The organism is Nocardia halotolerans, from assembly GCF_042650145.1.
In the GTDB taxonomy this organism is placed as follows: Bacteria; Actinomycetota; Actinomycetes; order Mycobacteriales; family Mycobacteriaceae; genus Nocardia; species Nocardia halotolerans.
This window is the reverse complement of sequence record NZ_JBHSDL010000004.1, coordinates 18,946-44,690: the sequence shown is the minus strand read 5'-3', so window position 1 is coordinate 44,690 and position 25,745 is coordinate 18,946. Positions and strand designations below refer to the sequence as shown.

Here is a 25,745-nt window from a genome sequence, read left to right as displayed (position 1 = left end):
ACCGCAGCCGAGCAGCGAGAAAAGGGGCCCGGAATGGGATTCGACGATCCTTCGACGACGAACTCTCTGGTCACCCCAGGAACAGATCACCGCAACCAGTACGAGCCGACGGAGTCGATATACGTCGGACCTCTTTACATCGGCCCGCAACCCACGAATATGGAGGTAACAACCGGTACTCCCATGGGAATGGGCACCGGTTTGACAACGGCCGAAGCCTTCTGGGAGATCAGTGAAGGACTCGAGAAGGGCGACATCGGCTTGGTCGTGCTCGGTACGGCCGCCGCTGGGCTCGACATCGCTACCGCCATGACCGATCCGATCGCCTATATCGGTGGACAGATCATTTCTTGGATGCTCGAGCATATCGAGCCCGCCCGGAAGGCGCTCGAGTCGGTGACCGGCAACCCCGCGATGGTCAAGGAATACGCCGCGTCGTGGGTGAAAATCCAGGAGCACATGATCGCGGTCCGCGACGACCTCGAGACCGCGTTGGATACGGGGCTCACGAACTGGGAGGGCACGGCCGCGGCTGCGTACCGCGCCAAGGCCACGGGACTCATCGTGCAGGCGGACGCGGCAGCGGGCGCCGCCTACGGCGCCTCGGTCGCGACGCTGAAGATGGCAGAGATCGTCACCGGCGTTCGCACCGCCGTTCGTGACCTGCTCTCGGCGGTAGCAGGTTCGATGATCTCGTGGACAATCGAACTGATGCTCAGCGTGGGTACCGCAACCCCACTGGTCATCGCCCAAGCGACCACAAAGATCGCGTCCGTGGTGGCCAAGGTCGCCAAGCTGATGGATGGATTGAAGGATGCGGTTACCGACCTCGGCGCTTGGGCGGTCGTTCTCAAAGACCTCATCGACGGCGTATACCGCGCCGAAACCACCGGCGCCACATCGCACTGATGACACAGAATCGAGGAACCCCCATGTCCGCCGCCGACACCCCCACTCCCGACGACCTGTACACCTGGGCGGCTGACCTGGAACGCACCGCGCAGCGGTTCACCGACCTCAAAACTCAGATGGATGCCGTTTCGGTCACCGACACGTCCGCCGACGGCAAGATCAGCGTCACCGTGGACGCGAACGGTTCACCCACCTCGATCACTCTGGCACCGAGCACCCGTGGGGCCGACCCGGCCACCATCGCAGCGGAACTGATGGCGTGTATCCATCGGGGCCAGGCGAAGCTCCGCGACCGGATCACCGGTCTCGTCACCGACTCCGTCGGCGACACCGGTCCGGGACACAACATCATCGACCAGTACGCCGAGCGTTTTCCCGACCCGGAACCGACGCCGCCTGCCCCGGCCGAACCCGCGTTCGTCCCCACCGAACCGCAGGTGCCTCAGCACCAACAGCCCCCGGCTGTGCTCCCGCACTCGCGCACCCCCGACCGCAACGCGATCTACGAACCCGATGAACCCGACGACGAGGACCGGTTCTACCAGGGCAAATCCTGGTTGGTTTGAACATCGCGTGTCGCTCGACGCTCAGTAACTATCATGTCGGCATGCCCCCGCTGCCCCGTATCGAGCACGCCGATCTCCCTGAGCATATGACGTGGGACGACCTCGAACGGCTGCCCGAAGAGATCGCCGCGCAGATCGAGCTGTGGGAGGGGCGCGTCGTCTGGGTCCGCCGAGGCCCGGCCGAGCACCAGGACGCCATGTTCAGCATGACCGGCGCATTGAAGCGCGCAGCCCACACTGCGAGTTCCGTATCTCCGGAACAGTGCTGGCGGGCGGCGCTGGAAACAAATGTCTTCCTTGGAAGTTCCGGCAAGTCGGACTTCCTCACTCCTGACTTCTTGGTGTATCGCTGCCCGAAGCGACCGTTCGACGACGTGCGCGCAGACGACGTCGCGCTGGTCGGCGAAGTACTGTCGCCGTCGAACACTCCCAACGAGGTCGAGACGAAGAAGACTCGGTATGCCGGGGCTGGGATTCCCTGGTACTGGGAGGTCGCGCTGTCCCGCAGCACAGGGGCCATCGACTTGGTGCGCGCATACGCCCTCGAATCCGAACCCGGCCGGCTGCCCGAAGGTGTCCGCCCGCTGCGCGAGGCCAACTATCTGCTGGCCGGCGAGTGGAGTCCCGCCGACGCCGCCGACATCACGATCGACTTTCCGTTCTCCATCCGAATTCCCTGGTCAGAACTCAATGCCGAGTCTTAGCCGAGCAGACGGCGGCGTGCATCAGAGCTGACCGGGGTTCGTTGAGAGGCGGGAAAGCCTAGGAGCGCACGGTTGCCGCGCGCACGCCTTCGGCGAGTTCAGCGGTCAGCGAGCGGACCGCGTCCAGGCCCTCGGCGGCAGCCGACACCAGGGCCGAGCCGACGATCACGCCGTCGGCGTAGGCCGCGATCTCGGCGGCCTGGGCACCTGAGCGCACGCCGAGTCCGACGCCGATCGGGATGTCGGAATGGGCGCGGATCCGGGCGCAGAGTTCGGGGGCGGCCGAGGAGACCGCGTCGCGGGCGCCGGTCACGCCCATCGTGGAGGCCGCGTAGATGAAACCGCGCGAGGCTTCCAGGGTTCTGACCAGGCGTTCCTCGGTGGAGGACGGGGCGACCAGGAAGATGCGGTCCAGGTTGTGGGTGGCCGAGGCCACGAACCAGTCGTCGGCTTCGTCGGGGATCAGGTTCGGGGTGATGATGCCCGCGCCACCGGCGGCGGCCAGATCGCGCGCGAAGCTGTCCACACCGTATTTGAGCACCGGGTTCCAGTAGCTCATCACCACCGCCTGGCCGCCGGCGCCGGTGATCGCCTCCACGACGGAGAACACGTCACGCACCCGCACGCCGCCGCGCAGCGCCTGTTCGGCGGCCCGCTGGATCACGGGCCCGTCCATCACCGGGTCGGAGTAGGCGACGCCGACTTCCACGATGTCGCAACCGGCTTCGACCATGGCCCGGCACACCTCGATGGACCCGGCCAGATCCGGGTAGCCGGCGGGCAGGTACCCGATGAGCGCGGCCCGGCCCTCGCTGCGCGCGGCGGCGAAGGTGTTGGCCAGACGAGACTGCTGACTCACTGCTGGTTCTCCTCGGCGGTGTCGTCGAACAGACCGAACCAGCGGCCCGCGGTGTCCATGTCCTTGTCACCTCGACCGGACAGGTTGACCAGGATGATCGCGCCCGCGCCGAGTTCCTTGCCCAGTTTCAGCGCACCGGCCACGGCGTGCGCGGACTCGATGGCCGGGATGATGCCCTCCGAGCGCGAGAGCAGCAGCAGCGCGTCCATCGCCTCGGTGTCGGTGATCGGCTCGTATTCGGCGCGACCGATGTCCTTGAGGTGGGCGTGTTCGGGGCCGACGCCCGGATAATCCAGACCGGCCGAGATCGAATGCGATTCGATGGTCTGGCCGTCTTCGTCCTGGAGCAGGTACGAGTAGGCGCCCTGGAAGGCGCCGGGGGTGCCACCGGTGAAGGTGGCGGCGTGGCGTCCGGTGTCGACGCCGTCACCCGCGGCTTCGTACCCGATCAGGCGCACCTCGGCGTCGGGGATGAAGGCGTGGAAGATGCCGATGGCATTGGACCCGCCACCCACGCAGGCCACCACGGCGTCGGGCAGCCGGTGGGTGCGCTCGAGCATCTGCTCGCGCGCCTCCATCCCGACCACACGCTGGAAATCGCGCACCATCAGCGGGAACGGGTGCGGGCCCGCGGCGGTGCCGAAGCAGTAGTAGGTGTCGTCGGCGTGGGAGACCCAGTCGCGCAGCGCCTCGTTGATGGCGTCCTTGAGCGTCTGTGAACCTGTGGTCACCGAGATCACCTCGGCGCCGAGCAGCCGCATGCGGGCCACGTTGAGCGCCTGGCGGGCGGTGTCGACCGCGCCCATGTAGATGATGCAGTCCAGGCCGAGCAGCGCGCACGCGGTCGCGGTGGCGACACCGTGCTGACCGGCGCCGGTCTCGGCGATCACGCGGGTCTTGCCCATGCGCTTGGCGAGCAGCGCCTGACCCAGCACGTTGTTGATCTTGTGCGAGCCGGTGTGGTTGAGGTCCTCGCGCTTGAGGAAGATCCGCGCGCCACCGGCGTGTTCGGCCAGCCGGGTGCATTCGAACACCGGCGACGGGCGTCCGGTGTAGTCGCGCTGCAGGCGGTCGAGCTCGTCGAGGAAGGTGTGGTCGGTGCGCACCTTGTCGTACTCGGTGGTGACCTCTTCGATCACGGCCATCAGCGCCTCGGGCACGTGGCGTCCGCCGTAGACACCGAAGTGCCCGGCCGCGTCGGGCTCGTAGTCGCTGTGCTGGGCCACCCCGGCGCTGGCCTGGGGCAGCGCGTTCATCGGATGCTCCGGCGGGCCGGCTTCGGGCAAGACGGGTGGGCGCCGGCGGTCACCAGTTCCGAGACCGCGGCGCGCGGGTTACCGCTGGTCACCAGGCCCTCACCGACGAGCACCGCGTCGGCGCCCGCCCCGGCGTAGGCGAGCAGGTCGGCGGTGCCGCGGATACCGGACTCGGCCACCCGGATGACCTCCGAGGGCAGGCCGGGCGCGATCCGGGCGAACACGTCGCGGTCGACCTCGAGGGTCTTGAGGTCGCGGGCGTTGACCCCGATCACCGACGCACCGGCTTCCAGTGCGCGGTCGGCTTCTTCTTCGGTGTGTACTTCCACCAGGGCGGTCATACCCAGTGATTCGGTGCGGTCGATGAGCGAGGCCAGCACGTCCTGTTCGAGCGCGGCCACGATCAGCAGGATCACGTCGGCGCCGTGGGCACGCGCTTCGTGGATCTGGTACGGACCGACGACGAAGTCCTTGCGCAGCACGGGGATGTTCACCGCGGCGCGCACCGCGTCGAGATCGTCGAGCGAACCGCCGAAGCGGCGGCTCTCGGTGAGCACGCTGATGATGCGGGCGCCACCGTCTTCGTAGGCCTTGGCCAGCACCGCCGGATCGGGGATGTCGGCCAGCGCGCCCTTGGAGGGGCTGGCGCGCTTCACCTCGGCGATCACGCCGATACCGTCCTCGTGCAGCGCGGCCCGCGCGTCCAGCGGCGCCTTGCCCGCGGCGGACGCGGCTTTGATCGCCTGAAAATCGAGGAGGGCTTCGCGAGCGGCAACATCCGCCCGAACCCCGTCGAGAATCGAGTCGAGTACCGTCATCTGGCTCGAATCCTTTCTGGGGAGACGAACTTCTCACCCGAGAGTCCCCTCAGGCGCTGTCTCACCGATGCTGGTCAAGAATAAGGGTCTGCCGCCTGTGTCACTGCGGCGGGGTGCCGGGGGTCACTGCGGCCCGGCCGTCACCGGGTCCGTCGGTGCGGGGGTGCCGGGTCACTGTCCGCGTTTGCCTGGCTCGTCCGGCCCGCGCGGTTCGGCCGGGGTGTCGGTGGGGTCGGTGCCCGCGTCGAGCGCGTCCCACAGCACCCGCTCTGACAGCGGCGCCGCACCGGTGGACCCGCCGTGCTGATTGCTCACCTGCGCGCTGGCATCGGCGCGACGGAACACCGGGTTGTCGTACTTGTCCGACAGCTGCGCGCCACCGCCGGTGCGCCGTGTCAGCAGGACACCGGCGGCCAGCGCGAGTGCGGCCGCCACGATCGACAGGATCGCGGGGAACAGATGGGTCTGCGCCCCGGTCACCACCGCGCGACCAGGCAACTCCGCCAGGCTACCCGCTCGTTCGGCGGGCTCGCCCGCACCGACGGTCAGGGCGAAACCGGGCACCGCCGCCACCGCGGCGACCACCGCGACCACCACCCCGAGCAGTTGGCGCAGCGGCCCCTTCACGGCGAAGACCGCGGCGATCGCGGCGACCAGCACCAGGGCCAGCGGAGTGAGCGCGCCGAACCAGACGCCACCGTTGAGTTCGTCGGTGCGCGGTTCGGTGAGCCCGTCGGCGGAGCGCACCGTCACCCACGTCAACCGCGAACAGGCCCAGAGCCCGGCGGCGGCCAGGGCCAGCAGGACCACCGGGACGACCGGCTTGGCCGCCGGCGCGGTGTCACGCTGCTCGCTCATACCGGATCGCCGTCATAGGTCCGCAGGGTCTGCGCGGCGGCGATCGCCTTGAGCACCGCCATCGCCTTGTTGCGCGCCTCGGTGTCCTCGGCGATCGGGTCGGAGTCGGCGACCACTCCCGCACCGGCCTGCACATAGGCGGTGCCGTCCTTGAGCAGCGCGGTGCGGATGGCGATGGCGGTGTCGGCGTCACCGGCGAAGTCCAGGTAGCCGACCACACCGCCGTACACACCGCGCCGGGTCGGCTCGAGTTCGTCGATCAGCTCCATCGCGCGCACCTTCGGCGCCCCCGACAGCGTGCCCGCCGGGAAGCAGGCCCGCACCGCGTCTAGCGCGACCTTGCCCTCGGCCAGTTGCCCCGACACCGTCGAGACCAGGTGCATCACGTGGCTGTAGCGCTCGACGTGGCGGTACTGGCTGACGCGCACGGTACCCGGCCGGCACACCCGGCCCAGATCGTTGCGGCCCAGGTCGACGAGCATCAGGTGCTCGGCGTTCTCCTTGTCGTCGGCCAGCAGGTCCTTCTCGAGCAGGATGTCGTCCTCGGCGCTGGCCCCGCGCCACCGGGTGCCCGCGATCGGGTGCGTGGTGGCCACCCCGTCTTTCACACTGACCAGCGATTCGGGACTGGACCCGACGATGGAGAACGCGGTGCCGCCGTCGCCGTCGGGGATGTGCATCAGATACATGTACGGGCTGGGGTTGGAGGCGCGCAGCATCCGGTACACCGCCAGCGGGGAGCCGGTGTAGTCCATCTCGAAGCGCTGCGAGAGCACCACCTGGAAGGCTTCGCCCGCCTCGATCTCCTTGATCAGCCTGCGCACACCCGCACCGAACTCCTCGGTGCTGCGCCTGCGCAGGAAGTCGGGTTCGGGCTGGTCGAAGACCGACACCGTCGAGGCGGCCGGGGCGGCCAGCGCGGCGGTCATCTTGTCCAGGCGGGCGACGGCGTCGTCGTAGGCGGCGTCGACGTGCTCGTCGGTGCCGTTCCAGTTCACCGCGTTGGCGATGAGGGTGATCGCGCCCTCGTGATGGTCGAACGCGGCCAGGTCGGTGGCCAGCATCAGCACCAGTTCGGGCAGCCGCAGGTCATCGGTGGCGTGTTCGGGTAGGCGTTCGATCCGGCGCACAGCGTCGTAGCCGAGGTAGCCGACCATTCCGCCGGTGAGCGGCGGCAGGCCGGGCAGACGTTCGGTGCGCAGCAGTTCGAGTGTCTCGTGCAGCACGCGCAGCGGGTCACCGCCGGCGGGCGCGTCGGCGGGCACCGTGCCCAGCCAGGCCGCCTCGCCGTCGACGACGGTCAGCGCCGAGGGGCTGCCCGCCCCGATGAACGACCAGCGCGACCAGGAGCGGCCGTTCTCCGCGGACTCGAACAGGAAGGTGCCCGGCCGGTCGTCGGCCAGCTTGCGATAGGCCGAGAGCGGAGTTTCGGAGTCGGCGAGCACCTTTCGGGTCACCGGGACCACTCGGTGTTCGGCGGCGAGCAGCCGGAACTGGTCGCGGGTCGTGGTGGTTGGTGTCGACGCGCCCTGCATGGGTTCATCATCCCAGGCCCGCCCGCACGGCCGCGCGCTGACCCGACCCCCGCGCCGAAAGCCGCCGTGACCGGCATCACTACACTCGCGCGCGTTCCATGTCGCATGCGGTATCCCTTTTTTCCGAGAGGAGCAATGTTGTACCCCTCGCACCAGGGCGCACCGGACGGCCGAGTGGTCGTCCCGTCGCAGCAGTACCACGGTCCCGGCCAGCAGGCCACGGCGAACGCGCTCACATCGTTCGTCACCTACGCCATCGCCATGCAGGACCTCGACGAGAAGTCCTTTCCCGACGAGTACGAAGCACACCGTGATCGCCTCCTGAAACTCGAACCGATGCTGCGCGCGCACGGCATCCTCGACGTGATGGAAATTCGCCACCCGAAGATCAAGGCGCTGCTGCAACGCCAGTAGCGCTGTTGCGGTCGAGATCCCCGTTCCGCCTCGGCGGACGGGGATCTTCCGCCCGCCCCTACCGGCCGTTAGGGTCGTGGCATGCAGCCAGGCCAGCCCGCTCCCCAGTTCGAACTCCCCGACCAGTCCGCCGAGCTCCGCTCCCTGGACGGCCTGCTCTCCGCCGGCCCGCTGGTGCTGTTCTTCTACCCTGCGGCCAATACCCCCGTGTGCACCGCCGAGGCCTGCCACTTCCGCGATCTGAGCGCCGAGTTCGCCGCACTCGGCGCCTCCTGTGCCGGGATCAGCACCGACAGCGTCGAGGTGCAGGCCGGTTTCGCCGGTAAGCAGCGGCTGGACTACCCCGTGCTCTCCGACAGCGACGGCGCGGTGGCCGCGAGCTTCGGCGTCAAGCGCGGGCTGCTGGGCAAACTGGCCCCGGTCAAGCGGCACACCTTCGTCATCGACACCGATCGCACGGTCCTGAAGATCGTGACCGGCGAACTGCGCGCGGCGGTACACGCCGACGAGGCGCTGCGCTTCCTGCGCGAACGCGCCACGGCCGCGGAGTAGATCCGGGCAGGAAACGCCGGGCGCAGGGTCGAGGCGTCGGGCTCTCGCGCACTTACGCTGATGCCATGACAACCGGCGAGGTGCAGTCGAGCGGTCAGAAGTCCACGGCAACCGTCTGGCGTAATCGCGCGATCATGACGCTGGCCACGGCCGCGGTCCTGGTGATCGCCTATTTCATCCTGGCCTCGTTCATCCCGCGCTGGTGGGCGCAGCGGCTGGCCGGCCTGGTGCACGGCAGCTTCACCCAGGGCATCTGGTGGGGTCTGGTGTTCGGCCTGCTGTTCACCCTGATCCCGTTGCTGTTGTTGTTGCTGGCGGTACGCGTATGGCGGCGCCGGGGCGGCAAGTTCACGGCGGGTGCCGCGGTGATCATCGCATTGCTCGTCTCGCTGCCGAACCTGATGACCCTCACGATCGTGCTCGGTGGCAACAATGCCGCGCACGCCGGTGAGCGCATCCTCGATGTCGACGCTCCCGCGTTCCGCGGCGCCTGCCTGGTCGGCGCGATCGTCGCTGCCGTGCTGTTCGCACTGGTGGTGGGGCTGATGGGCAAGCGCGGCTACAGCCGTCACCGGGCAGCCAAGGCCGAACAGACCACCACCGCACCGCCCGCCCCACCGACAACGCCGGACGAACTGTAGGCCCCGCTACCACCAGGCGCCCGCACCCGCGGCGCTGTGAGTGACCTCACGACCGCGGCCAACCAGCGGACGCCGCAGCGACGTCGTGGCAAACTTTGTTCGGTGCGCGTCCCACTCCTTCACCTCCGCCTACCCGCGAGGCGGCCCCGGCGATGACCCAGTGGCTCGACCCGGTGGAGCAACGCGCGTGGCAGGCGATCGTGGCCCTGATGACTCGGATACCCGGCGCGCTCGACACCCGATTGCAGCGAGAATCCGGGCTCACCCATTTCGAGTTCCGGGTGTTGAGCCTGCTCTCGGAAGAGGCCGGGCACCGCATGCAACTCAGTGACCTCGCCCACAAGGCAAATGCTTCGCTATCACGCCTGTCGCATGTGGTGTCGAAGCTCGAACGCCTCGGCTGGGCGCACCGCGACTCCACCGCGGGCCGGCGCGGGGTGCACGCAGTACTCACCGACGAAGGTTTCGAGAAGGTCCTCGCCGCCACCCCCGGTTATGTCGACGCGGTGCGCAAGCTGGTACTCGACGGACTCGACCCCGACCAGATCGCCCGCCTGGCCGACCTCGGCGAGACGCTGTCCGCCCGGCTCACCCGGGTGCTGGCCGAGGACTGCGATTAGGTGCTCTGCCTGCGCACCATTTCGGCGATCCACGTTGACCGCGCGGATCTTCGGGTTCGCGAGTGCGGCGAGCTCGGCCGGACTTCGGCCACGGTCATGTCAGCGCGGTTCTTCGGCCAGCAGGACGTCGGTGTCGAAGCAGGTGTGGGTGCCGGTGTGGCAGGCCGCGCCCTGCTGATCGACGATCAGTACGACCGTGTCGCCGTCGCAGTCCAACCGCACCTCGTGCACGTACTGCGTGTGCCCGGAGGTCTCCCCCTTGACCCAGTACTGCTGCCGGGACCGCGAATAGTAGGTGCCCTGCCGGGTTTCGAGCGTGCGGGCCAGCGCCTCGTCGTCCATCCACGCCATCATCAGCACAGCACCGGTCGACTTCTCCTGCGCGACCGCGGCGATCAGCCCGGCCTCGTTACGCTTGAGACGTGCACCGATGGCGGGATCCAGACTCATCCGTCGTTTATAACAGTCCGCGATTCGACGCGGTGCGTCCGGCCGGCGCGGAATCAGCGGATGGTGAGGCCGTCGGCACGCATGGCTGCCTTCACCTGACCGATGGTGAGGTCGCCGAAGTGGAACACGCTCGCGGCCAGCACGGCGTCGGCGCCGGCGTGGACCGCGGGCGGGAAGTGTTCGACGGTGCCCGCGCCACCGCTGGCGATCACGGGGACGTGCACCGCGGCGCGCACGGCAGCGATCATCGGCAGGTCGAAGCCTGCTTTGGTGCCGTCGGCGTCCATCGAGTTCAGCAGGATCTCGCCGACGCCGAGCTCGGCGCCGCGGACGGCCCATTCGACGGCGTCGATACCGGTGCCGCGTTTGCCGCCGTGGGTGGTGACCTCCCAGCCGGACGCAGTGTCGGGCTGACCGTCGGGCACGGTGCGGGCATCGACCGAGAGCACGATGCACTGCGAGCCGAAGCGCTGCGACATCTCCGAGAGCACCTCGGGGCGGGCGATGGCGGCGGTGTTCACCGACACCTTGTCCGCACCCGCGCGCAACAACCGGTCCACGTCCGCCACGGTGCGCACGCCACCGCCGACGGTGAGCGGGATGAAGATCTGTTCGGCGGTGCGGGTCACCACGTCGAGCATGGTGGAGCGGTCGCCGGTGGAGGCGGTGACGTCGAGGAAGGTCAATTCGTCGGCGCCCTGCGCGTCGTAGGTGGCGGCCAGTTCCACCGGGTCGCCCGCGTCGCGCAGGTTCTGGAAGTTGACGCCCTTGACCACCCGGCCCGCGTCCACATCCAGGCAGGGGATCACGCGGACGGCCAGCGTGGCGGGCTGAGTGCTGGTAGCCATCGGATTCATCCTCGTTCTTCGTCGCTGACCGTGCAGATCATGTCCAGGAGTTCTTCGTGCACACCGGGCGCGGCGGCCAGCACCGAACCGGAGGTGATGGTCCAGGGTGCGCCGGCCAGGTCGGTGACCACCCCGCCCGCCGCGCGCACCAGCGCGACCCCGGCCGCGTTGTCCCAGGGATGGTGGCCGAACACGATGGCCCCACCGAGCACCCCGGCGGCCGTGAACGCCAGGTCGATGCCGGTGGCGCCGTGCATGCGCACCCGTGAGGACAGCCGGCTGAGCGCGCCGAGCAGGTCGAACCGGAACTGACCGGGGATGCGACCCGCGGAGTCGAGGTTGAAGGTGCCGAAACCGATCATGGCGTCGGCGAGTTTGGCCGGCTCCAGCCGCGGCAGCGCGACACCGTCGAGATACACCGGTCCGCCCACCACCGCCGCATAGCGGCGCCCGAGCACCGGCAGCCAGGTCAGCCCGACCACCGGGTCACCCTCGTGCACCAACGCCAGCAGAGTGCCCGACATGGGGTGGCCGGAGGAGTAGTTGAACGTGCCGTCGATCGGGTCGAGCACCCAGGCCGTGCCCGAGGTCAGTGCGGGACCACCGAATTCCTCGCCGTGCACCGCGATACCGGTGCGCTGCTGGAGTTCGGCGGAGATGGTGCGTTCCAGCTCGAGGTCGAGCTCGGTGGCGAAGTCGTTGTGGCCCTTGGTCACCGCACTCGGCGCACCGACACCCTCGACGAAGCGCGGGACGATCTCGTCCAGTACCCGGGTGGCCACGGCCAGCAGGTCGGTCAGTTCGGCGGTGTTCGGCGCGGCATTCATCGGTGGGTGTCAGCGCACCGCGGCCAGGGCTTCGGGCAGGGTGAACCGGCCCGCGTAGAGCGCCTTGCCGATGATGGCGCCTTCGACACCGTCGTCGGCCAGGCCGGCGATCGCGACGAGGTCGTCGAGTACCGAGATACCGCCCGAGGCGACCACCGGCGCTTCGGCGGCATTGGCGACCTGACTCAGCAGGTCGAGGTTGGGGCCGGTCAGGGTGCCGTCCTTGGAGACGTCGGTGACGACATAGCGCGCGCACCCGTCGCTTTCGAGACGTTCGAGCACCTCCCACAGGTCGCCGCCGTCGGTGACCCAGCCGCGTCCACGCAGCCGCCATTCGCCATCGATCTGCTTGACGTCGAGCCCCACCGCGATCCGGTCGCCGTATTCGCCGAGCACCCGGGCGCACCACTGCGGGTTCTCGATCGCGGCGGTGCCGATGTTGACCCGCGCGCAACCGGTGGCCAGTGCCGCCCGCAGCGATTCGTCGTCACGGATACCGCCGGACAGTTCGACTTTCACGTCGAGTTCGCCGATGACCCGGGCGATCAGGTCCCGGTTGCTGCCCTTGCCGAAGGCCGCGTCCAGATCGACCAGATGCACCCATTCGGCGCCGGCCTGCTGCCACGCCAACGCCGCATCGCGAGGCGACCCGTAGCTGGTTTCGCTACCGGCCTCTCCCTGCACGAGGCGCACGGCCTCACCATTGGCTACATCGACGGCGGGCAACAGCACAAGACTCACGCGATCAGACTAGTAGGTCAGGGACGGCGGGCCCGCAACGGTCCACATGGGTGCGCTCTGTGTCACTCCGGCCGACACCGGCGGTGCCTCCGGTATCCGGGCGCCGAACGGCAGCAGGATATGCCACGGATTTGCCGATTTACAGAATTCGGGTAGCCATTTATGCGCTGAGCCTTATGTGATCCATCGAACAGGCGCGGTTAACCTGCGGAAACATTCCGTTTCCCAACTATTAATGGTGACAATCACCACGCGTCCGAAATTAGCGATTCGTTTCCGGAATCGAGTAACTTCCATTTTGTCGGCAGGTACAACAGCCCCTACCGAGTACATCGCCGCACCACACTTCTGCGTTACCAGCCTGTGCCACGCAGGCCGAAAGGATTCTCATGTCTCGCAAGACTCTCGCCGCCGCCACTGCCGTCGCCTTCGCCGTGCTCGGCCCCGCCGCCGCCGCCAACGCCTTCACCGGTTCGGCCGCACTCGGCGCCACCGGCTCGGCCGCCCTGGGCGCCACCGGATCCGCTGCCCTCGGCGCCTCCGGCTCCGCCGGTGCAGGTGCCGCCGGTGCGGCCGGCGCCACCGGCTCCGCTGCCGCCGCCCCCGCGGTGACCGGTTCCGCCGCTGCCGCCCCCGCGGTGACCGGCCTGGCCGCCACCGGCTCGGCCGCGGCAGGCACCGGTTCGGCCGCCGCGCTCGCCGGCGCGGAACTGCTCGACACCGGCAGCTCGGCGTTCGACGGCCTCACCAGCGGTGGCGTCAACATCATCGACATTCTGCTCGGCGCTCGCGAACTCAACGCCCCCGCCGAATGAATTAGAATGCTCTGAACTGACCGGGCCCACCCCGGTCCGGTACGAAAGAGAATGCGGTGACGTGCTCGGTGCACGTCACCGCATTCTCTTTTTTCCAGAAGAAATTCCACCATTCCTGTCGAACAATTTGCCACACTCGTTGCGGTGGGATTACCGGAGTTGCGTACCGCCATCATCACGGGCCGGCGAGGCAGCGTCCGATTCCCTTGGGCGGCAAGCATTTACCGCCTCGAACGCACTGCTCGGATAGAGTCCAGGCGACGCGCGGGTCCGCGTCGTCTGTGTCCTATCGAAGGAAGAGTCAGTGTCACGTTCTGCAGTTCTGAGTGGTCTGCTCGGTACCTTGGCGCTCGCCGGGGTCATCGCGGCCCCGAGCGCGTCGGCGTTCACCCCCGAGCACGCCCGGTCAGCCGCGTGCGACTTCGCGCGCGAAGTGTCCACCTACGACTCCGCGCACGATCTCGACGGCTATTTTCAGCGAGTCATCGACCGCAGCTCCGGCGACCTCCGCACCCAGTTCATCGGTGCGAAGGAGCCGCTCAGCGCGCTGATGCGGGAACGCGAGGTCTCGGCGTACCTGGAGAGCGCGACCTGTGGGGTGCGCAGCGGTGACCTCCTCAACGCCGAGATCATGGTGACCATGACGCAGGTGACCACCAGGGCCGGTGTGTCCGGCCGCAATCATTTCGCCGTCACCATGCGGCTGAACAATGACTGGGGCCGCTGGCTGGTGAACGAGATGAACTCGGCGCTGCCGAACTGAGTCAGCCGAGGCGGCGGCGGAGTTCGGGGACTCCGTCGCCGGTGAGGTCGTCGAGTGCGACAGGGCGGCCCGCCATGGCCAGTGCGATGGCCTCACCCGGGCCGCGAACCTCCGGGCCGGCGCCCGAGGTCCAGTCGATGTCGGTGGCGGTGAAGCGCAGACCCTTGGTGAACCTGCCGGGGAAGGCGAAGGGGTCGGGGTAGGACAGGACGGCGGCGAGGCGGTCGGGGGCGATGGTGCGGGGCCGGTTCAGCGGGCGGCGGATGTCCTGGTGGTGCACGACGAGGTCGGAGAGCATGAGGCGGGGCGCAAACCTCGACAGCCGACCGGATTCCTTGTCGAGCTTGTCCACCAACTGATCGGTCGACAGATCCGACGACGACTGCGCGAGCGCATTGTTGATCCGGTTCACCGACCCACCGTTCTTCACCACCACAGCCGCGTAGCTCAGCGGTCCCAGCGTGTCCTGCAGCAGGTGCCCGACGACATCGCGCACCCGCCAGCCCGCACACAGCGACGGCGTCTCCCACTCCTGCTCGCTCAACCCGCGCAGCAGTTCGACCAACTCGGCCCGTTCTCGGATCAACATCCCCCGGTAGCTCATACCGTCAGCCTAGGCTCGCCGAGTGGTGTCCCGAATCCGCCTACGGTCGGATTTCCTTGGGCCCGACCCGATCACGCCACACCCCGCCACGCCGACCCAACCCGAGCCGGTCACGCCACGCCACGCCGACTCGACCCGATCACGCCACGCCGGCCCGAATCAGCCCGGCCCGATCACGCCACGCCGACCCCAGTGATCGCCAGCCCCGCGTCGGCTTTCGACACTGCCCGCGGCACCCCCGTGACCTGGCGCGACAATGGACGCCGCGCCCATGCCCCGGCAGCTACCTCCACGAACAGGATCGACACCGTTGGCCAAGCAGAATCGTCGCCGCCGTACCGGACGTAAGCCTGCCGCGTCTCCCGGGCTTCCGGTAGACGCCGCACTCTCCGGTGACCCGTCGCAGGTTGCCGAGGCGATCGCGACCGTCGCGTTCCTCGCGGCGCAGGGTGACGAGCAGGCGATCGACCGATTCGTCGCCCAGGTCGCCGATGCGCAGCCGGGCCTCGGTGTCCAGCTGGCGGCGCGGCGAATCATCGCCCGCGCCTTCGAGTTCGGCTGGTCGCCCGCCGACGTGCACGAGGCCGCACGCCGCCGCGTCGACGAGTTCGCGCTCGGCTACCTGACCGACCTGATGGCCGAGCACCGCGCCGAGTTCGCCGCCGAATCCGTCGACGAGGTCTGGCAGTCACAACTGGACGCACTGCACGCCACCGTGTGGTGGACATCCGGGCGCCCGCATCTCGACCAGTGGGCCGAGCGCACACTGCTCACCGCCGCGGAAGCTCTCACCGCGGCGCTGCACGCCCTGGCCCTGCTCGTCGAACTCCCGGAACTCGAGCAGATCATCCCGCGGCCCGGCACCGGCAACCACACCGCCCACCACCATGTCGACGAGAGGACCCTCGGCCGGGTCCGCGGTCTGCTGGCCAAGGCCGAGTCCACCTCCTTCGCCGAGGAAGCCGAAACCCTCTCCGCCAAGGCGCAGGAACTCATGACCAAATACGCCATCGACCGCGCCCTGCTCGCCCCCGGGCGCATCGACCCCGATCTGCCCACCGCGCGCCGGATCTGGCTCGACACCCCCTACACCGACGCCAAAGCCCTCCTGGTCGACCGGGTGGCCGGAGCCAACCGTGCTCGCGCGATCTTCGTCGCCGACTGGGGTTTCGTCACGGTGGTCGGCGACGACACCGATCTCGACGCCGTCGAAATCCTCACCACCTCCCTGCTGGTCCAGGCCACCCGCGCGATGATCGACAACGCCACCACCGAGCAAGCCCGCTCCCGCCACTACCGCAAGGCCTTCCTCACCGCCTACGCCACCAGGATCGGCGAGCACCTCACCAGAGCCGCCGAGGCGACGATCGCCGAAGCCGCCGAACCCGCCCGCCTGCTCCCCGCCCTCGCCTCCCACCAACAGCGCGTCGACCGGGCCTTCGACACCTACTTCCCCACCGCCCGCACCAAGGGCATCACGATCCGCAGCGCACTCGGCTGGGACGCGGGCACCGAAGCCGCCGACAACGCCCAGCTCGACAACCCGTGACATCGCGAACGGACCAGCCCGCCACCGGCGCCCCCGCCGATTGTGTCAACGGCCGCACGATGAGTGAGCGACAGCGGAATCCGCGTGCGTCCCAGTTCGCCGGCAGAACTACACGGCCTCCGCCGCATCCACGACCGCACCCGTATCGTCGAAGCGTGCGGCCGATCATGTCCGAACGTGAGCTCGAGGTGGGCTGGGAGTTGGCTCAGTCGACCGGTCCTGTGCCGTTGGGCGTTTCGATGGACGGGTTTCGCGATCGCGCGGCGGTGGGGCGCGCAATGCGGGTCTTCGCTCGACCCGCGGTCACGGTGGTAATCCAGTTCGGGGACCGTCCCCTGACGAGCGAGGGTGTCGTCCGAAGGTCCGCCTCCGATGGGCTGGTCGCCGGTCTCCTTCCCGGTATCCGCCATGTTCATTCGGAGCGCGTCGAATGCGTCGAGCTGCGGATGTCGCCGATCACCGCCTACCGCCTGCTCGATGCCGCACCGACCGACTTGGACGGCACGCTGATCGGGCTGGACGATATCTGGGGTTCAGCGGCGCCGCTGCTGCGCGAGCGTCTGTCCGAATCAGCAACGTGGGCGGACCGGTTCGCGGTGACCACGAAGTTTCTCGTCGCACAGGAATCGAGCAGGACTGCCGACCCCGAAGTCGTCGCGTGCTGGGACCGGATCGTCACAGACAAGGGTGCGGTGCGGGTCCGGGAGCTGGCCGAACTGACCGGTTGGAGCCGAAAACGCGTGTGGTCGAGGTTCACCGCACAGGTCGGCGTAACACCCAAACGGGCTGCCATGGTGGTCCGGTTCCGCTCCGCTTTCGAGCTGCTACTGACCGGCCGGACCATCGCCGAAGCCGCTGTCACGTGCGGTTATTCAGATCAATCCCACCTGCACCGCGACATGTCGACCTTCGCCGGAGTCACTCCGGGCGCCCTCGCCGCGACCTGACCGGAACATTCGTCCAAGACGCCCACCTCATTCGAGCCCGACAGTGGTGGTATGAGCAAACAGCGCCTCGGGCACAGGATCCGCGCAGCCGAACAACGCGTTGCCGCCACATACGGACTCACGATCACCGAGCGCATGCTCACGCTGAGCGAACCCGGAGTACAGGTGCGTGTCCTGACGTCCGGCGAAGGTGCGCCGCTGGTCCACATCAACGGCATCTCGGCGCCGGCGATGGGAATGGCGCCACTGGTGGGCGGCCTCCCCGGGTTCCACCACATCCTGATCGACCTCCCCGGCCACAGCCTCGCCCCGCCCTACACCTGGCAGGGCCGCACACTCCGCGCACTGTCGGTCGACGTCGTCACCGGCACCCTCGACGCACTCGACATAGATCGGGCCGCCTTCGTCGGCAGCTCCCTGGGTGGTCTGTTCACTCTCTGGACGATGCTCGACATGCCTGACCGCGTATCGCGAGCGGCGATTGTCGCCACGCCCGCCACCGCCATACCCGGAACCCGCGTCATCGCCGAATTCGAATCCCTGACCTCCCCGATCCGAGGCCGTTTCGACGAGATCCTCATGCGCCTCCCGTCGCCTCGGTTCGTCGCACGATTCGCTCTCACCGAGGCAATCGGCGTGAACGCGGCACGCGCGATGTCGGATGACCTGCTCGATCTGCACCGCCTACCGCTGCGGCTGCCCGGCCAGGCCGCGTCCTACCGAGCCCTCCTGCGCCGCCTGATCCAAGGCCGGGCCGCACGGCCGGAAAATGTCCTCACCGACGGCGAACTCGCACGAATAGACGTCCCGGCACTGTTCGTCTGGGGCGAAGACGACATCTTCAGCTCACCTGATCGAGCACGACCGTCCGTGGCGAAGATCCCCGGCGCACGTTTGACCGTGGTGCCGGGCGGTCACGCTCCCTGGTTCGACGACGCACCACGATGCGTGAGCCTGGTCGGCGAGTTTCTGACCGACGATCCGGTTCGTCCCGCTGTTCGACAACGAAACCGCCAGGTGTAGAACTCTTCTGAACTACAGCGACCCGATCCAGTTGCGCAGCAACTGCGCTCCCGCGTCACCGGACTTCTCCGGGTGGAACTGGGTGGCCGAGAGCGGGCCGTTCTCGACGGCGGCCAGGAACGGCACACCGTGTTCGGCCCAGGTGAGTTTCGGCGGGGCGATGTGGTCGGCTGCGGGGAGTTCCCACTGTTGGGCGGCGTAGGAGTGGACGAAGTAGAAGCGGGTGTCGGCGTCCATGCCGGCGAACAGGGTGCTGTCGGCGGGGGCTTTCACCGTGTTCCAACCCATGTGCGGGAGCACGGGGGCGTCCAGGCCCGCGACGACGCCCGGCCATTCGCCGCACCCTTCGGTTTCCACGCCGAACTCGACACCACGGTCGAACATGATCTGCATGCCCACGCAGATGCCCAGCACGGGGCGGCCACCGGCGAGGCGCTGCCCGATGATGCGTTCACCGCGCACCTCGCGCAGCCCCGCCATGCACGCGGCGAACGCGCCGACACCGGGGACGACCAGACCGTCGGCGGCCAGCGCGGCGTCGGGGTCGGCCGTGACCTGCACCTGCGCACCGGCGCGCACCAGCGCGCGTTCGGCCGAGTGCAGGTTGCCCGAGCCGTAGTCGAGCAGAACGAGAGATTTCACAGCACACCCTTCGTCGACGGCACGCCGGTGACGCGCGGGTCGAGTTCGACGGCGGCCCGCAGAGCTCGCGCGACAGCCTTGAATTCGGCCTCGGTGATGTGGTGCTGGTCGCGGCCGTAGAGCACCCGCACGTGCAGGGCGATCCGCGCGTTCTGCGCGATCGACTCGAACACGTGCTTGTTGAGCACCGTCGAGTACGAGGCGCCCGGGCCCGCGCTCGGAATGATGGTGTGCACCAGGTGTTCCGGTTCGCCGGTGAACACACAGTAGGGCCGGCCGGAGACGTCGACGGCGGCGTGGGCGAGGGTTTCGTCCATCGGGATGAACGCGTCGCCGAAGCGGCGGATGCCCTTCTTGTCACCCAGAGCCTGCGCGAGCGCCTGCCCGAACACGATCGCGGTGTCCTCCACGGTGTGGTGGGCCTCGATCTCGATATCGCCCTCGGCGCGCACGACCAGGTCGAACCCGGCGTGCGCGCCGAGCGCGGTGAGCATGTGGTCGTAGAACGGCACCCCGGTGGAGATCTCGGTCTGCCCGGTGCCGTCGAGGTTCAGTTCCACGAGGATGCTGGATTCTTTGGTGACGCGTTCCACCCGCGCTGTTCTGCTCATATCGGTTGCCTCCAGCGGTCAGTGGGTGAGGTCGGTGGCGGCGATGTCGCGGCTCACACGCAGGAATTCGTCGTTCTCGGCGGCCAGGCCGATGGTGGCGCGCAGATGACCGGGGATGCCGACGTCGCGGATGAGGACTCCGGCGTCGAGGTAGTGCTGCCAAGCCTGTGCGGCGTCGGTGAACCGGCCGAACAACACGAAATTCGCGTCGCTGGGGATCACCTCGAACCCGAGCGAGGTCAGGGCGGCCGCGACCCGGTCGCGCTGAGCCGCCAGTTCCGCGACGCCGGCCAGGGTTTCGTCGGCGTGGCGCAGCGCCGCGCGGGCGGCGGCCTGGGTGACCACCGACAGGTGGTACGGCAGGCGTACCAGCAGGATCGCGTCGATCACCGCGGGCGAGGCGGCCAGATAGCCCAGGCGTCCGCCGGCGAAGGCGAAGGCTTTGCTCATCGTGCGGGTGACCACCAGCTTGGTCGGGTACCGATCGATGAGGGTGATCGCGCTGGGTGCGGCCGAGAATTCGCCGTAGGCCTCGTCCACGACCACGATGCCGGGCGCGGCGTCGAGCAGGCGTTCGAGTTCGTCGAGCGCGATGCTGTGCCCGGTCGGGTTGTTCGGGCTGGTCACGAACACCACGTCGGGGCGGCGTTCGGTGATCTGGGCAACGGCGTAGTCGATGTCGAGGGAGAAGTCGGCACTGCGCGTCGCCTCGACCCACTCGGTGTCGATGCCCTCGGAGATGATCGGGTGCATCGAATACGAGGGCACGAAACCCAGCGCGCTGCGGCCCGGCCCACCGAAGGCCTGCAGTAGTTGCTGCAGGATCTCGTTGGACCCGTTGGCCGCCCACACGTTCGTGGTGTCGACCGCGATGCCGGTCTGGCGGGTCAGGTATTCGGCCAGCTCACGGCGCAACGCCACGGCGTCGCGGTCGGGGTAGCGGTGCAGGTCGGCGGCTACGGCGCGCACCGATTCGGCGACGTCGTCGATCAGCGCGCGGCTCGGCGGGTGCGGGTTCTCGTTGGTGTTGAGCTGCACCGGCACACTCAATTGCGGTGCGCCGTAAGGGGATTTGCCGCGTAGGTTCGCGCGCAGCGGCAGCTGGTCCAGGGTGGCCGAGGCGCCCGGCACGGTGGGAGTGCTCATGCCAGCGCCTCGCCGACGCCCGGCTGCGGCATGTGCGCGCACATGATCGCCGCACTCATGACAGCGCCTCGAAACGCGCCTGCACGGCCTGGCCGTGCGCGGGCAGGTCTTCCGCGTTCGCCAGCGCCACCACGTGTCCGGCCACATCCTTCAGCGCGGCCTCGGTGTACTCCACGATGTGGATACCGCGCAGGAACGTCTGCACGCTCAGTCCGGAGGAGTGCCGCGCGCAGCCGGCGGTGGGCAGCACGTGATTGGAGCCGGCGCAGTAGTCGCCCAGGCTCACCGGCGCCCACGGCCCGACGAAGATGGCGCCCGCGCTGCGGACTCGTGCCGCCACGGCCGCGGCGTCGACGGTCTGGATCTCGAGGTGTTCGGCGGCGTAGGCGTCGACCACGCGCAGTCCCTGGGCGATGCCGTCGACGAGGACGATCCCGGACTGCTTGCCGCGCAACGCTTCCCGCACCCGATCGTGGTGTTTCACCACGGCCAGCTGAGCGTTCACGGCGGCGTCGACGGCGTCGGCCAGCGCCACCGAATCGGTGACGAGCACGCTCGCGGCCAGCACATCGTGTTCGGCCTGGCTGATCAGGTCGGCGGCCACGTGCACCGGGTCGGCGGTGGCGTCGGCCAGCACGGCGATCTCGGTGGGTCCGGCCTCGGCGTCGATACCGACCAGCCCGCGGCACAGCCGCTTGGCCGCGGTCACATAGATGTTGCCCGGACCGGTGATGAGGTCGACGGGTTCGAGCGCACCGCCGTCGGTGTCGGTGCCGCCGTAGGACAGCAGCGCCACGGCCTGCGCGCCACCGACCGCCCACACCTCGTCGACGCCGAGCAGCGCGGCGGCCGCCAGGATCGTCGGGTGCGGCAGTCCACCGAACTGCGCCTGCGGCGGGGAGGCCACGACCAGTGACTCCACGCCCGCGGCTTGGGCCGGGACGACGTTCATCACGACCGACGACGGGTAGACGGCATTGCCGCCGGGCACGTACAGCCCCACCCGCTCCACCGGCACCCACTTCTCGGTGACGGTGCCGCCGGGCACCACCTCGGTGACCGAATCGGTGCGGCGCTGGTCGGCGTGCACCTTCCTGGTCCGCTCGATCGCGACCTCGAGGGCGGCGCGTACGGCGGGATCCAGCTCGTCGAGGGCTTTGGTCAGCTCGCCGACCGGCACCCGGACCGCGCCGGGCCGCACACCGTCGAACTTCTCGCTGTAGTCCAGCGCGGCCTCGGCGCCCCGGTCACGAATGTCTTCGACGACCGGCCGCACATGGTGCAGCACCGAGTCGACGTCGACCCCTCCGCGCGGCAGCGCGGTGCGCAGCTCGGCAGCGGAAGGAGTACGACCGCGCAGATCAACGCGGGCGAGCTCGATGCGGGTAGTCATATCGGGGTGCTGTCCTGTTCTGTGCTGGGCTCAGGTCAGGTACCAGCCTAATGGTCGGTCACCATCGGTTTTCCGGCAGATCCCGCCCGCACGCGGTGAAGCTCGCCACGCCACCCGGCGACGTCCCACGGCAGTGCTCGATTTTCCCGTACCGAGGCCACTGACGTGCTGAACGACCGACAGCCGAGCACAGGCGTGCTCGGCTGTCGGGACGTGCGGGGTCAGCGGGTGTCGCCGTCGATGCGCAGGCCGCCGCCGGCGTTCACCACGCGCATCACCATGGACTTGGTCTGACCGTCGATGGTGATGCTGGCCAGGCGCATATCGGTGGAACCGTCGGCGTTGTTGCCGCCGGTGATACTGGCGAAGGCATTGATGGTGCGCTGGTTCCAGTAGTCACGGAACTCGGCTTCGCTGCCGTAGACCTGCTGGGCGGCGGGGGTCAGCATCGACCACGAGCCACTCGGGTTGCTGAAGAAGTTCTCCACCAGCATGCCGGCCGAGCCGATGTCGACGGTGCCGACATTGGTGGTCTGACCGAGCGGCGCCACGGCCGCGGTGGTGGGGTCGGGCGCGACCGAGCTCTCCACCGAGGTGCTCGGATTCGCCTGGATCTGTGGCGAGTCCGAATCCGAACTGCTCATCGCGCTGATCGCGACGGCGATCGCGGCGATCACGGCGCCCACACCGGATCCGATCAGCACCGCACGCCCCTTGCCTGCCTGCTTGTGCGAGGTCGGCGCGGGCTGCGCCTGGGTCGGTGGGTGCGCGGCGGTGTCGTGCCGCACCGGCGGACGCGGATTCGACCGGATCTGGCGGGTGGTGGCGGTGGAGGCACCGGCGTGCGAGGCCCGGCGACCCGGTTGCCGGATCACCTGGGTGGCGGCCGCGGAGTTGCGGCGCCCGAAAGCCTCACTGGCGGGCACGAACCCGGCGGGCACCGAGTCCTCGTCGTCGGCGAACGCGGCCAGCGCGTCGCGGGCCTCGGTCATCGTCGGACGATCCAGGGGGTCCGGGTTGAGCAGGTCGAGCAGGAAATCGGTGGCCGGGCCCGCGTTGTGCGGTTGGCGCACCTGTCCGTTGGCGGCGGCGTAGAGCACGGCCAGCGGGTTGGCGTTGGCACCGTAGGGCGGCTCGCCCTCGAGCGCGTGGAACAGGGTGGCGCCGAGCGCGAACACGTCGGCGGCCGGTGTCGGATCGGAGCCGCGCGCCACTTCGGGTGCCAGGTAGGCGGCGGTGCCGCAGATCAGACCGGTTTCGGTGAGGGTGACATCACCGGCTGCGCGGGAGATGCCGAAGTCGGTGATCTTCACCTCACCGTGCTCGCCGAGCAGGATGTTGCCCGGTTTCACGTCGCGGTGCACCAGACCCGCCTGGTGGGCCGCGATCAGCGAGGAAGCGACCTGTTCCCCGATGCGGGCGACCTCGAGCAGCGGCAACGGGCCCTTCTGGCCCAGTTCACCGGCGAGGCTCACCGACTTGAGGTACTCCATCACCAGGCACGGGTCACCGTTGTGTTCGGTGATGTCGAAAACGACGATGGCGTTGGGATGTTGGAAGCGTGCGGCATTGCGGGCCTCCCGAATCGCACGCTGGCGCAAGACATCGCGCTCAGCCTCGGGCAGGCTGGGCTTGATGTGGATCTGCTTCACTGCCACGGAGCGTTGGAGGCGTTCGTCGACAGCGCGCCATACAACGCCTGTGCCGCCGCTACCAATACGCTCGACCAGGCGGTAATGCTCCGCGATCTTCTGACCGGTATCGATGGCGCCTACTCCGAACCTTCTCGAAATTGTGACATCCCGCGTATTGACCATGGGTATGGCCCGCCGACGAGTGTAGCTCGCTGGGTGTGGACCGCGTGCGGCAGCGGGGGGATTGCTCGCCTGCGGAGGGTGAGATAGCTCATCGTTTCACACGAAGCATCCGTCCCGCTGCCTCGACCGCCGGTCCGGAGCTGCCGGCGTCGGCCACGAAGACCGCGAACGCGAGGTCACCATCGATGCCGACGAACCAACCGTGTGCGTGCTGGTCGTCGAGATACTCGGCGGTGCCGGTCTTGCCGAGCAGGCCGGGAAGGTCACGCAGTGCGGTGGCGGTGCCCGTGCGCACGGTCTCGGCCATCATGGTCGAGAGCTGGGCCGTCACCTCCGGAGGCACCGGGGCCGGCGCCTGATCCGCGGTTCCCGGACGGCCCGCCACGATCGCCGGCGCGGGGGCCGAGCCGTGCGCGAGCGAGGCGGCCACCAGCGCCATGCCGAACGGCGACGCGGTGACCGTGCCCTGTCCGATACTCGACTCCACCTGTTCGGCCGGGTTCCGGGCGGGCGGAACGCTCCCGGTGACCGTCGTCAAGCCGGGTGTCACATAGTCCACCCCGAGGCCGAGCTGCGCGGCGGCGGTGGTGAGCCCGTCGGCGGGCAGGCGCGCGCCGAGCTCGGCCATGGTGGTGTTGCACGAGCGCGCGAAGGCGGTGATCAGTGGGACCGCGCCGAGGTCGAAGTTGTCGTCGTTGGGGATGGTGCGGCCCTCGATGGTGGCGCGGGCCGGGCACGGCAGCACGGTGTCGATCGTGACGTCACCGGCTTGCAGGGCCGCCGACACGGTGACCGTCTTGAAGGTGGAGCCCGGCGGGTAGAGCCCGGTCAGCGCGAGCGGGCCCTGCGCGTCGGCCGGGTCGTTCTGGGCGACGGCGAGCACCTCCCCCGTCGACGGGCGCAGCGCCACGATCGCGGCGGGGGTGGTGAGCGGGGCCAGGGCGCCCTCGGCGGCGTTCTGCAGATCGATGTCGACGGTGGTGGCGAGGTCGGCGGTGGGTGTGGGGTCGGGGCCGGCGACGCGCTGGGTGCCCTCGGCGGTCTGGGCGCGCACCGCCCAGCCGGCGGCGGCGTCGGCCTGCTGCTGCCAGAGTTCGGCCAGCCCGCCGAGAGTGGGTCCGGCCAGGGTCTTGTCGACGGTGAGCAGCCGGGTCTGTGGCGACAGTGTCACGCCGGGTGTCTCGGTCAGCGCCTGCCGCACGGGTGCGATGTCGGACTCACGCAGAGTGACGGCGGTGATCGCTTTGCCCTGCGCCGCCGCGAGATCGGCACCGAGCCCCGCCTCGGTGATCCCGTGCGGGGCCAGCAGGGCGGCCACCGCGGGCAGATCGGCGTCGGGGCCGACGCTCACCAGGGTCACCACCTGCTGAGTCATCAGCTCACCACCCGTGGCGTCGAGCACGCGCGCGGGCTCGGAGTAGACCGGGCTGTAGGTGAGGGGGCCGAGCTCGAGGCCGGGCGCCACTGTCGCCGGGTCCCAGTCGATCTTCCAGTCGCCGTCCTCGATCGCGGTCCCGGTGCTGGTGTAGTTCCACTCGTGGCGTTCGCCGGGGCCGAGCTTCCAGGTGGATTCCAAGGTGAAGGAGCTGTCGTCGGTGCCGGTGAGCCGGACGGTGTGGTTCTCGCCGAGATTGTCGAACAGGGTGGTCAGTGCGGGTCGAGCCTGTTCGGGTGCGTCGGTGAGGGCCGCGGCGGCGGCCGCGTCACCGCTGCTCAGCGCGGCGGCGAACGCGTCGGCGACCGTTTCGGGTTGTTCTGGTCCCGAGGAGCAGGCCACGGGCAGCAGAGCGAGCGCGAAGAGCAGGACCGGTGTCTTGCGGTGGATGCGCACGCG

General features: G+C 69.0%; 28 protein-coding genes. 12 read left to right on the top strand and 16 right to left on the bottom strand.

What is annotated here, in order from left to right:
• The first annotated feature begins 33 nt into the window (after window positions 1–33).
• Genes ACFO5K_RS03160 through ACFO5K_RS03150 form a run of 3 tightly spaced genes read left to right on the top strand, consistent with a single transcriptional unit; the run spans window position 34 to window position 2,182 of the window.
• Complete coding sequence (locus ACFO5K_RS03160; RefSeq protein WP_378555614.1) at window positions 34–909, top strand: hypothetical protein; 876 nt, start codon at window positions 34–36, stop codon at window positions 907–909.
• A gap of 23 nt (window positions 910–932) precedes the next feature.
• Window positions 933–1,478 carry a YbaB/EbfC family nucleoid-associated protein gene (locus ACFO5K_RS03155; protein ID WP_378555613.1) on the top strand — a complete coding sequence of 182 codons (546 nt, stop codon included), beginning with the start codon at window positions 933–935 and terminating at the stop codon, window positions 1,476–1,478.
• A gap of 41 nt (window positions 1,479–1,519) precedes the next feature.
• Window positions 1,520–2,182 (top strand): Uma2 family endonuclease, encoded by a 663-nt coding sequence (locus ACFO5K_RS03150; RefSeq protein ID WP_378555612.1) that lies wholly within the window; start codon window positions 1,520–1,522, stop codon window positions 2,180–2,182.
• 58 nt (window positions 2,183–2,240) lie between these two features.
• Here ACFO5K_RS03150 and trpA read toward each other — a convergent pair whose 3' ends face one another.
• The 5 genes from trpA to ACFO5K_RS03125 all read right to left on the bottom strand — a co-directional run bounded on the left by trpA (window position 2,241) and on the right by ACFO5K_RS03125 (window position 7,508).
• Window positions 2,241–3,041, bottom strand: coding sequence for a tryptophan synthase subunit alpha (trpA, locus tag ACFO5K_RS03145; RefSeq protein ID WP_378555611.1), 801 nt, complete (start codon window positions 3,039–3,041; stop codon window positions 2,241–2,243).
• Window positions 3,038–4,297 carry a tryptophan synthase subunit beta gene (gene trpB, locus ACFO5K_RS03140; RefSeq protein ID WP_378555610.1) on the bottom strand — a complete coding sequence of 420 codons (1,260 nt, stop codon included), beginning with the start codon at window positions 4,295–4,297 and terminating at the stop codon, window positions 3,038–3,040. Before trpB ends, trpA begins: the two co-directional genes overlap by 4 nt.
• The gene (trpC, locus tag ACFO5K_RS03135; RefSeq protein ID WP_378555609.1) at window positions 4,294–5,115 is read right to left on the bottom strand and encodes an indole-3-glycerol phosphate synthase TrpC; all 822 of its coding nucleotides are present in this window, start codon (window positions 5,113–5,115) and stop codon (window positions 4,294–4,296) included. Before trpC ends, trpB begins: the two co-directional genes overlap by 4 nt.
• A 171-nt stretch (window positions 5,116–5,286) precedes the next feature.
• Window positions 5,287–5,973, bottom strand: a complete 687-nt coding sequence (locus ACFO5K_RS03130) for a TIGR02234 family membrane protein (RefSeq protein WP_378555608.1) — start codon at window positions 5,971–5,973, stop codon at window positions 5,287–5,289.
• Window positions 5,970–7,508: an anthranilate synthase component I gene (locus ACFO5K_RS03125; protein WP_378555607.1), complete on the bottom strand. Its 1,539-nt coding sequence runs from the start codon at window positions 7,506–7,508 to the stop codon at window positions 5,970–5,972. Before ACFO5K_RS03125 ends, ACFO5K_RS03130 begins: the two co-directional genes overlap by 4 nt.
• A gap of 135 nt (window positions 7,509–7,643) precedes the next feature.
• Between ACFO5K_RS03125 and ACFO5K_RS03120 the strand changes: the two genes are divergently transcribed.
• The 4 genes from ACFO5K_RS03120 (at window position 7,644) to ACFO5K_RS03105 (ending at window position 9,735) form a co-directional block, all read left to right on the top strand.
• Window positions 7,644–7,922, top strand: a complete 279-nt coding sequence (locus tag ACFO5K_RS03120) for a hypothetical protein (RefSeq protein WP_378555606.1) — start codon at window positions 7,644–7,646, stop codon at window positions 7,920–7,922.
• 81 nt (window positions 7,923–8,003) lie between these two features.
• On the top strand, window positions 8,004–8,474 hold the full coding sequence (locus ACFO5K_RS03115; protein ID WP_378555605.1) for a peroxiredoxin: 471 nt from the start codon (window positions 8,004–8,006) through the stop codon (window positions 8,472–8,474).
• Between the two features lie 65 nt (window positions 8,475–8,539).
• Window positions 8,540–9,115 carry a permease gene (locus tag ACFO5K_RS03110; RefSeq protein ID WP_378555604.1) on the top strand — a complete coding sequence of 192 codons (576 nt, stop codon included), beginning with the start codon at window positions 8,540–8,542 and terminating at the stop codon, window positions 9,113–9,115.
• Between the two features lie 152 nt (window positions 9,116–9,267).
• Window positions 9,268–9,735: a MarR family winged helix-turn-helix transcriptional regulator gene (locus ACFO5K_RS03105; protein WP_378555603.1), complete on the top strand. Its 468-nt coding sequence runs from the start codon at window positions 9,268–9,270 to the stop codon at window positions 9,733–9,735.
• 99 nt (window positions 9,736–9,834) lie between these two features.
• Here ACFO5K_RS03105 and hisI read toward each other — a convergent pair whose 3' ends face one another.
• From hisI to priA, 4 genes are read right to left on the bottom strand one after another with little or no spacing between them, the layout of a single operon-like run.
• Complete coding sequence (gene hisI, locus ACFO5K_RS03100) at window positions 9,835–10,185, bottom strand: phosphoribosyl-AMP cyclohydrolase (protein ID WP_378555602.1); 351 nt, start codon at window positions 10,183–10,185, stop codon at window positions 9,835–9,837.
• A gap of 53 nt (window positions 10,186–10,238) precedes the next feature.
• On the bottom strand, window positions 10,239–11,033 hold the full coding sequence (gene hisF, locus ACFO5K_RS03095; RefSeq protein WP_378555601.1) for an imidazole glycerol phosphate synthase subunit HisF: 795 nt from the start codon (window positions 11,031–11,033) through the stop codon (window positions 10,239–10,241).
• Between the two features lie 5 nt (window positions 11,034–11,038).
• Window positions 11,039–11,860, bottom strand: a complete 822-nt coding sequence (locus tag ACFO5K_RS03090) for an inositol monophosphatase family protein (RefSeq protein ID WP_378555600.1) — start codon at window positions 11,858–11,860, stop codon at window positions 11,039–11,041.
• A 9-nt stretch (window positions 11,861–11,869) separates the two neighbouring features.
• Window positions 11,870–12,601: a bifunctional 1-(5-phosphoribosyl)-5-((5-phosphoribosylamino)methylideneamino)imidazole-4-carboxamide isomerase/phosphoribosylanthranilate isomerase PriA gene (gene priA, locus ACFO5K_RS03085; protein ID WP_378555599.1), complete on the bottom strand. Its 732-nt coding sequence runs from the start codon at window positions 12,599–12,601 to the stop codon at window positions 11,870–11,872.
• 389 nt (window positions 12,602–12,990) lie between these two features.
• On the opposite strand from priA, the gene ACFO5K_RS03080 reads away from it, so the two are divergent.
• Window positions 12,991–13,416, top strand: a complete 426-nt coding sequence (locus ACFO5K_RS03080) for a hypothetical protein (protein WP_378555598.1) — start codon at window positions 12,991–12,993, stop codon at window positions 13,414–13,416.
• Between the two features lie 304 nt (window positions 13,417–13,720).
• A complete protein-coding gene (locus ACFO5K_RS03075; protein ID WP_378555597.1) occupies window positions 13,721–14,179 on the top strand; it encodes a hypothetical protein in 459 nt (152 codons plus the stop codon).
• A gap of 1 nt (window position 14,180) precedes the next feature.
• Here the strand turns inward: ACFO5K_RS03075 and ACFO5K_RS03070 are convergent, their stop codons facing one another.
• Window positions 14,181–14,783: a maleylpyruvate isomerase family mycothiol-dependent enzyme gene (locus ACFO5K_RS03070; protein ID WP_378555596.1), complete on the bottom strand. Its 603-nt coding sequence runs from the start codon at window positions 14,781–14,783 to the stop codon at window positions 14,181–14,183.
• A gap of 310 nt (window positions 14,784–15,093) precedes the next feature.
• On the opposite strand from ACFO5K_RS03070, the gene ACFO5K_RS03065 reads away from it, so the two are divergent.
• The 3 genes from ACFO5K_RS03065 (at window position 15,094) to ACFO5K_RS03055 (ending at window position 18,302) form a co-directional block, all read left to right on the top strand.
• Window positions 15,094–16,332: a DUF2786 domain-containing protein gene (locus ACFO5K_RS03065; protein ID WP_378555595.1), complete on the top strand. Its 1,239-nt coding sequence runs from the start codon at window positions 15,094–15,096 to the stop codon at window positions 16,330–16,332.
• A gap of 155 nt (window positions 16,333–16,487) precedes the next feature.
• A complete protein-coding gene (locus tag ACFO5K_RS03060) occupies window positions 16,488–17,279 on the top strand; it encodes a helix-turn-helix domain-containing protein (protein WP_378555594.1) in 792 nt (263 codons plus the stop codon).
• A gap of 51 nt (window positions 17,280–17,330) precedes the next feature.
• A complete protein-coding gene (locus tag ACFO5K_RS03055) occupies window positions 17,331–18,302 on the top strand; it encodes an alpha/beta fold hydrolase (protein WP_378555593.1) in 972 nt (323 codons plus the stop codon).
• A 12-nt stretch (window positions 18,303–18,314) separates the two neighbouring features.
• On the opposite strand, the gene hisH is transcribed toward ACFO5K_RS03055, so the two are convergent.
• The 6 genes from hisH to ACFO5K_RS03025 form a co-directional block, all read right to left on the bottom strand.
• On the bottom strand, window positions 18,315–18,944 hold the full coding sequence (gene hisH, locus ACFO5K_RS03050) for an imidazole glycerol phosphate synthase subunit HisH (protein WP_378555592.1): 630 nt from the start codon (window positions 18,942–18,944) through the stop codon (window positions 18,315–18,317).
• The gene (gene hisB, locus ACFO5K_RS03045; RefSeq protein WP_378555591.1) at window positions 18,941–19,555 is read right to left on the bottom strand and encodes an imidazoleglycerol-phosphate dehydratase HisB; all 615 of its coding nucleotides are present in this window, start codon (window positions 19,553–19,555) and stop codon (window positions 18,941–18,943) included. Before hisB ends, hisH begins: the two co-directional genes overlap by 4 nt.
• A gap of 18 nt (window positions 19,556–19,573) precedes the next feature.
• Complete coding sequence (locus ACFO5K_RS03040) at window positions 19,574–20,701, bottom strand: histidinol-phosphate transaminase (RefSeq protein WP_378555590.1); 1,128 nt, start codon at window positions 20,699–20,701, stop codon at window positions 19,574–19,576.
• A 55-nt stretch (window positions 20,702–20,756) separates the two neighbouring features.
• Window positions 20,757–22,094 carry a histidinol dehydrogenase gene (hisD, locus tag ACFO5K_RS03035; RefSeq protein ID WP_378555589.1) on the bottom strand — a complete coding sequence of 446 codons (1,338 nt, stop codon included), beginning with the start codon at window positions 22,092–22,094 and terminating at the stop codon, window positions 20,757–20,759.
• Window positions 22,095–22,315: 221 nt separating this feature from the next.
• A complete protein-coding gene (locus ACFO5K_RS03030) occupies window positions 22,316–23,911 on the bottom strand; it encodes a serine/threonine-protein kinase (RefSeq protein WP_378555588.1) in 1,596 nt (531 codons plus the stop codon).
• A gap of 88 nt (window positions 23,912–23,999) precedes the next feature.
• On the bottom strand, window positions 24,000–25,742 hold the full coding sequence (locus tag ACFO5K_RS03025) for a penicillin-binding transpeptidase domain-containing protein (RefSeq protein ID WP_378555587.1): 1,743 nt from the start codon (window positions 25,740–25,742) through the stop codon (window positions 24,000–24,002).
• Between the last annotated feature and the right edge of the window lie 3 nt (window positions 25,743–25,745).

Excerpts from the sequence above, each read along its gene's own strand:
- hisI (WP_378555602.1), bottom strand. The coding sequence starts at position 10,185 with ATGAGTCTGGATCCCGCCATCGGTGCACGTCTCAAGCGTAACGAGGCC.
- ACFO5K_RS03090 (WP_378555600.1), bottom strand. The coding sequence starts at position 11,860 with ATGAATGCCGCGCCGAACACCGCCGAACTGACCGACCTGCTGGCCGTG.
- ACFO5K_RS03125 (WP_378555607.1), bottom strand. The coding sequence starts at position 7,508 with ATGCAGGGCGCGTCGACACCAACCACCACGACCCGCGACCAGTTCCGG.
- ACFO5K_RS03055 (WP_378555593.1), top strand. The coding sequence starts at position 17,331 with ATGAGCAAACAGCGCCTCGGGCACAGGATCCGCGCAGCCGAACAACGC.
- ACFO5K_RS03040 (WP_378555590.1), bottom strand. The coding sequence starts at position 20,701 with ATGAGCACTCCCACCGTGCCGGGCGCCTCGGCCACCCTGGACCAGCTG.
- ACFO5K_RS03110 (WP_378555604.1), top strand. The coding sequence starts at position 8,540 with ATGACAACCGGCGAGGTGCAGTCGAGCGGTCAGAAGTCCACGGCAACC.
- ACFO5K_RS03160 (WP_378555614.1), top strand. The coding sequence starts at position 34 with ATGGGATTCGACGATCCTTCGACGACGAACTCTCTGGTCACCCCAGGA.
- trpC (WP_378555609.1), bottom strand. The coding sequence starts at position 5,115 with ATGACGGTACTCGACTCGATTCTCGACGGGGTTCGGGCGGATGTTGCC.
- hisB (WP_378555591.1), bottom strand. The coding sequence starts at position 19,555 with ATGAGCAGAACAGCGCGGGTGGAACGCGTCACCAAAGAATCCAGCATC.
- ACFO5K_RS03070 (WP_378555596.1), bottom strand. The coding sequence starts at position 14,783 with ATGAGCTACCGGGGGATGTTGATCCGAGAACGGGCCGAGTTGGTCGAA.
- trpB (WP_378555610.1), bottom strand. The coding sequence starts at position 4,297 with ATGAACGCGCTGCCCCAGGCCAGCGCCGGGGTGGCCCAGCACAGCGAC.
- ACFO5K_RS03155 (WP_378555613.1), top strand. The coding sequence starts at position 933 with ATGTCCGCCGCCGACACCCCCACTCCCGACGACCTGTACACCTGGGCG.
- hisF (WP_378555601.1), bottom strand. The coding sequence starts at position 11,033 with ATGGCTACCAGCACTCAGCCCGCCACGCTGGCCGTCCGCGTGATCCCC.
- hisD (WP_378555589.1), bottom strand. The coding sequence starts at position 22,094 with ATGACTACCCGCATCGAGCTCGCCCGCGTTGATCTGCGCGGTCGTACT.
- ACFO5K_RS03105 (WP_378555603.1), top strand. The coding sequence starts at position 9,268 with ATGACCCAGTGGCTCGACCCGGTGGAGCAACGCGCGTGGCAGGCGATC.
- ACFO5K_RS03080 (WP_378555598.1), top strand. The coding sequence starts at position 12,991 with ATGTCTCGCAAGACTCTCGCCGCCGCCACTGCCGTCGCCTTCGCCGTG.
- ACFO5K_RS03030 (WP_378555588.1), bottom strand. The coding sequence starts at position 23,911 with ATGGTCAATACGCGGGATGTCACAATTTCGAGAAGGTTCGGAGTAGGC.
- ACFO5K_RS03150 (WP_378555612.1), top strand. The coding sequence starts at position 1,520 with ATGCCCCCGCTGCCCCGTATCGAGCACGCCGATCTCCCTGAGCATATG.
- ACFO5K_RS03130 (WP_378555608.1), bottom strand. The coding sequence starts at position 5,973 with ATGAGCGAGCAGCGTGACACCGCGCCGGCGGCCAAGCCGGTCGTCCCG.
- ACFO5K_RS03120 (WP_378555606.1), top strand. The coding sequence starts at position 7,644 with ATGTTGTACCCCTCGCACCAGGGCGCACCGGACGGCCGAGTGGTCGTC.
- ACFO5K_RS03115 (WP_378555605.1), top strand. The coding sequence starts at position 8,004 with ATGCAGCCAGGCCAGCCCGCTCCCCAGTTCGAACTCCCCGACCAGTCC.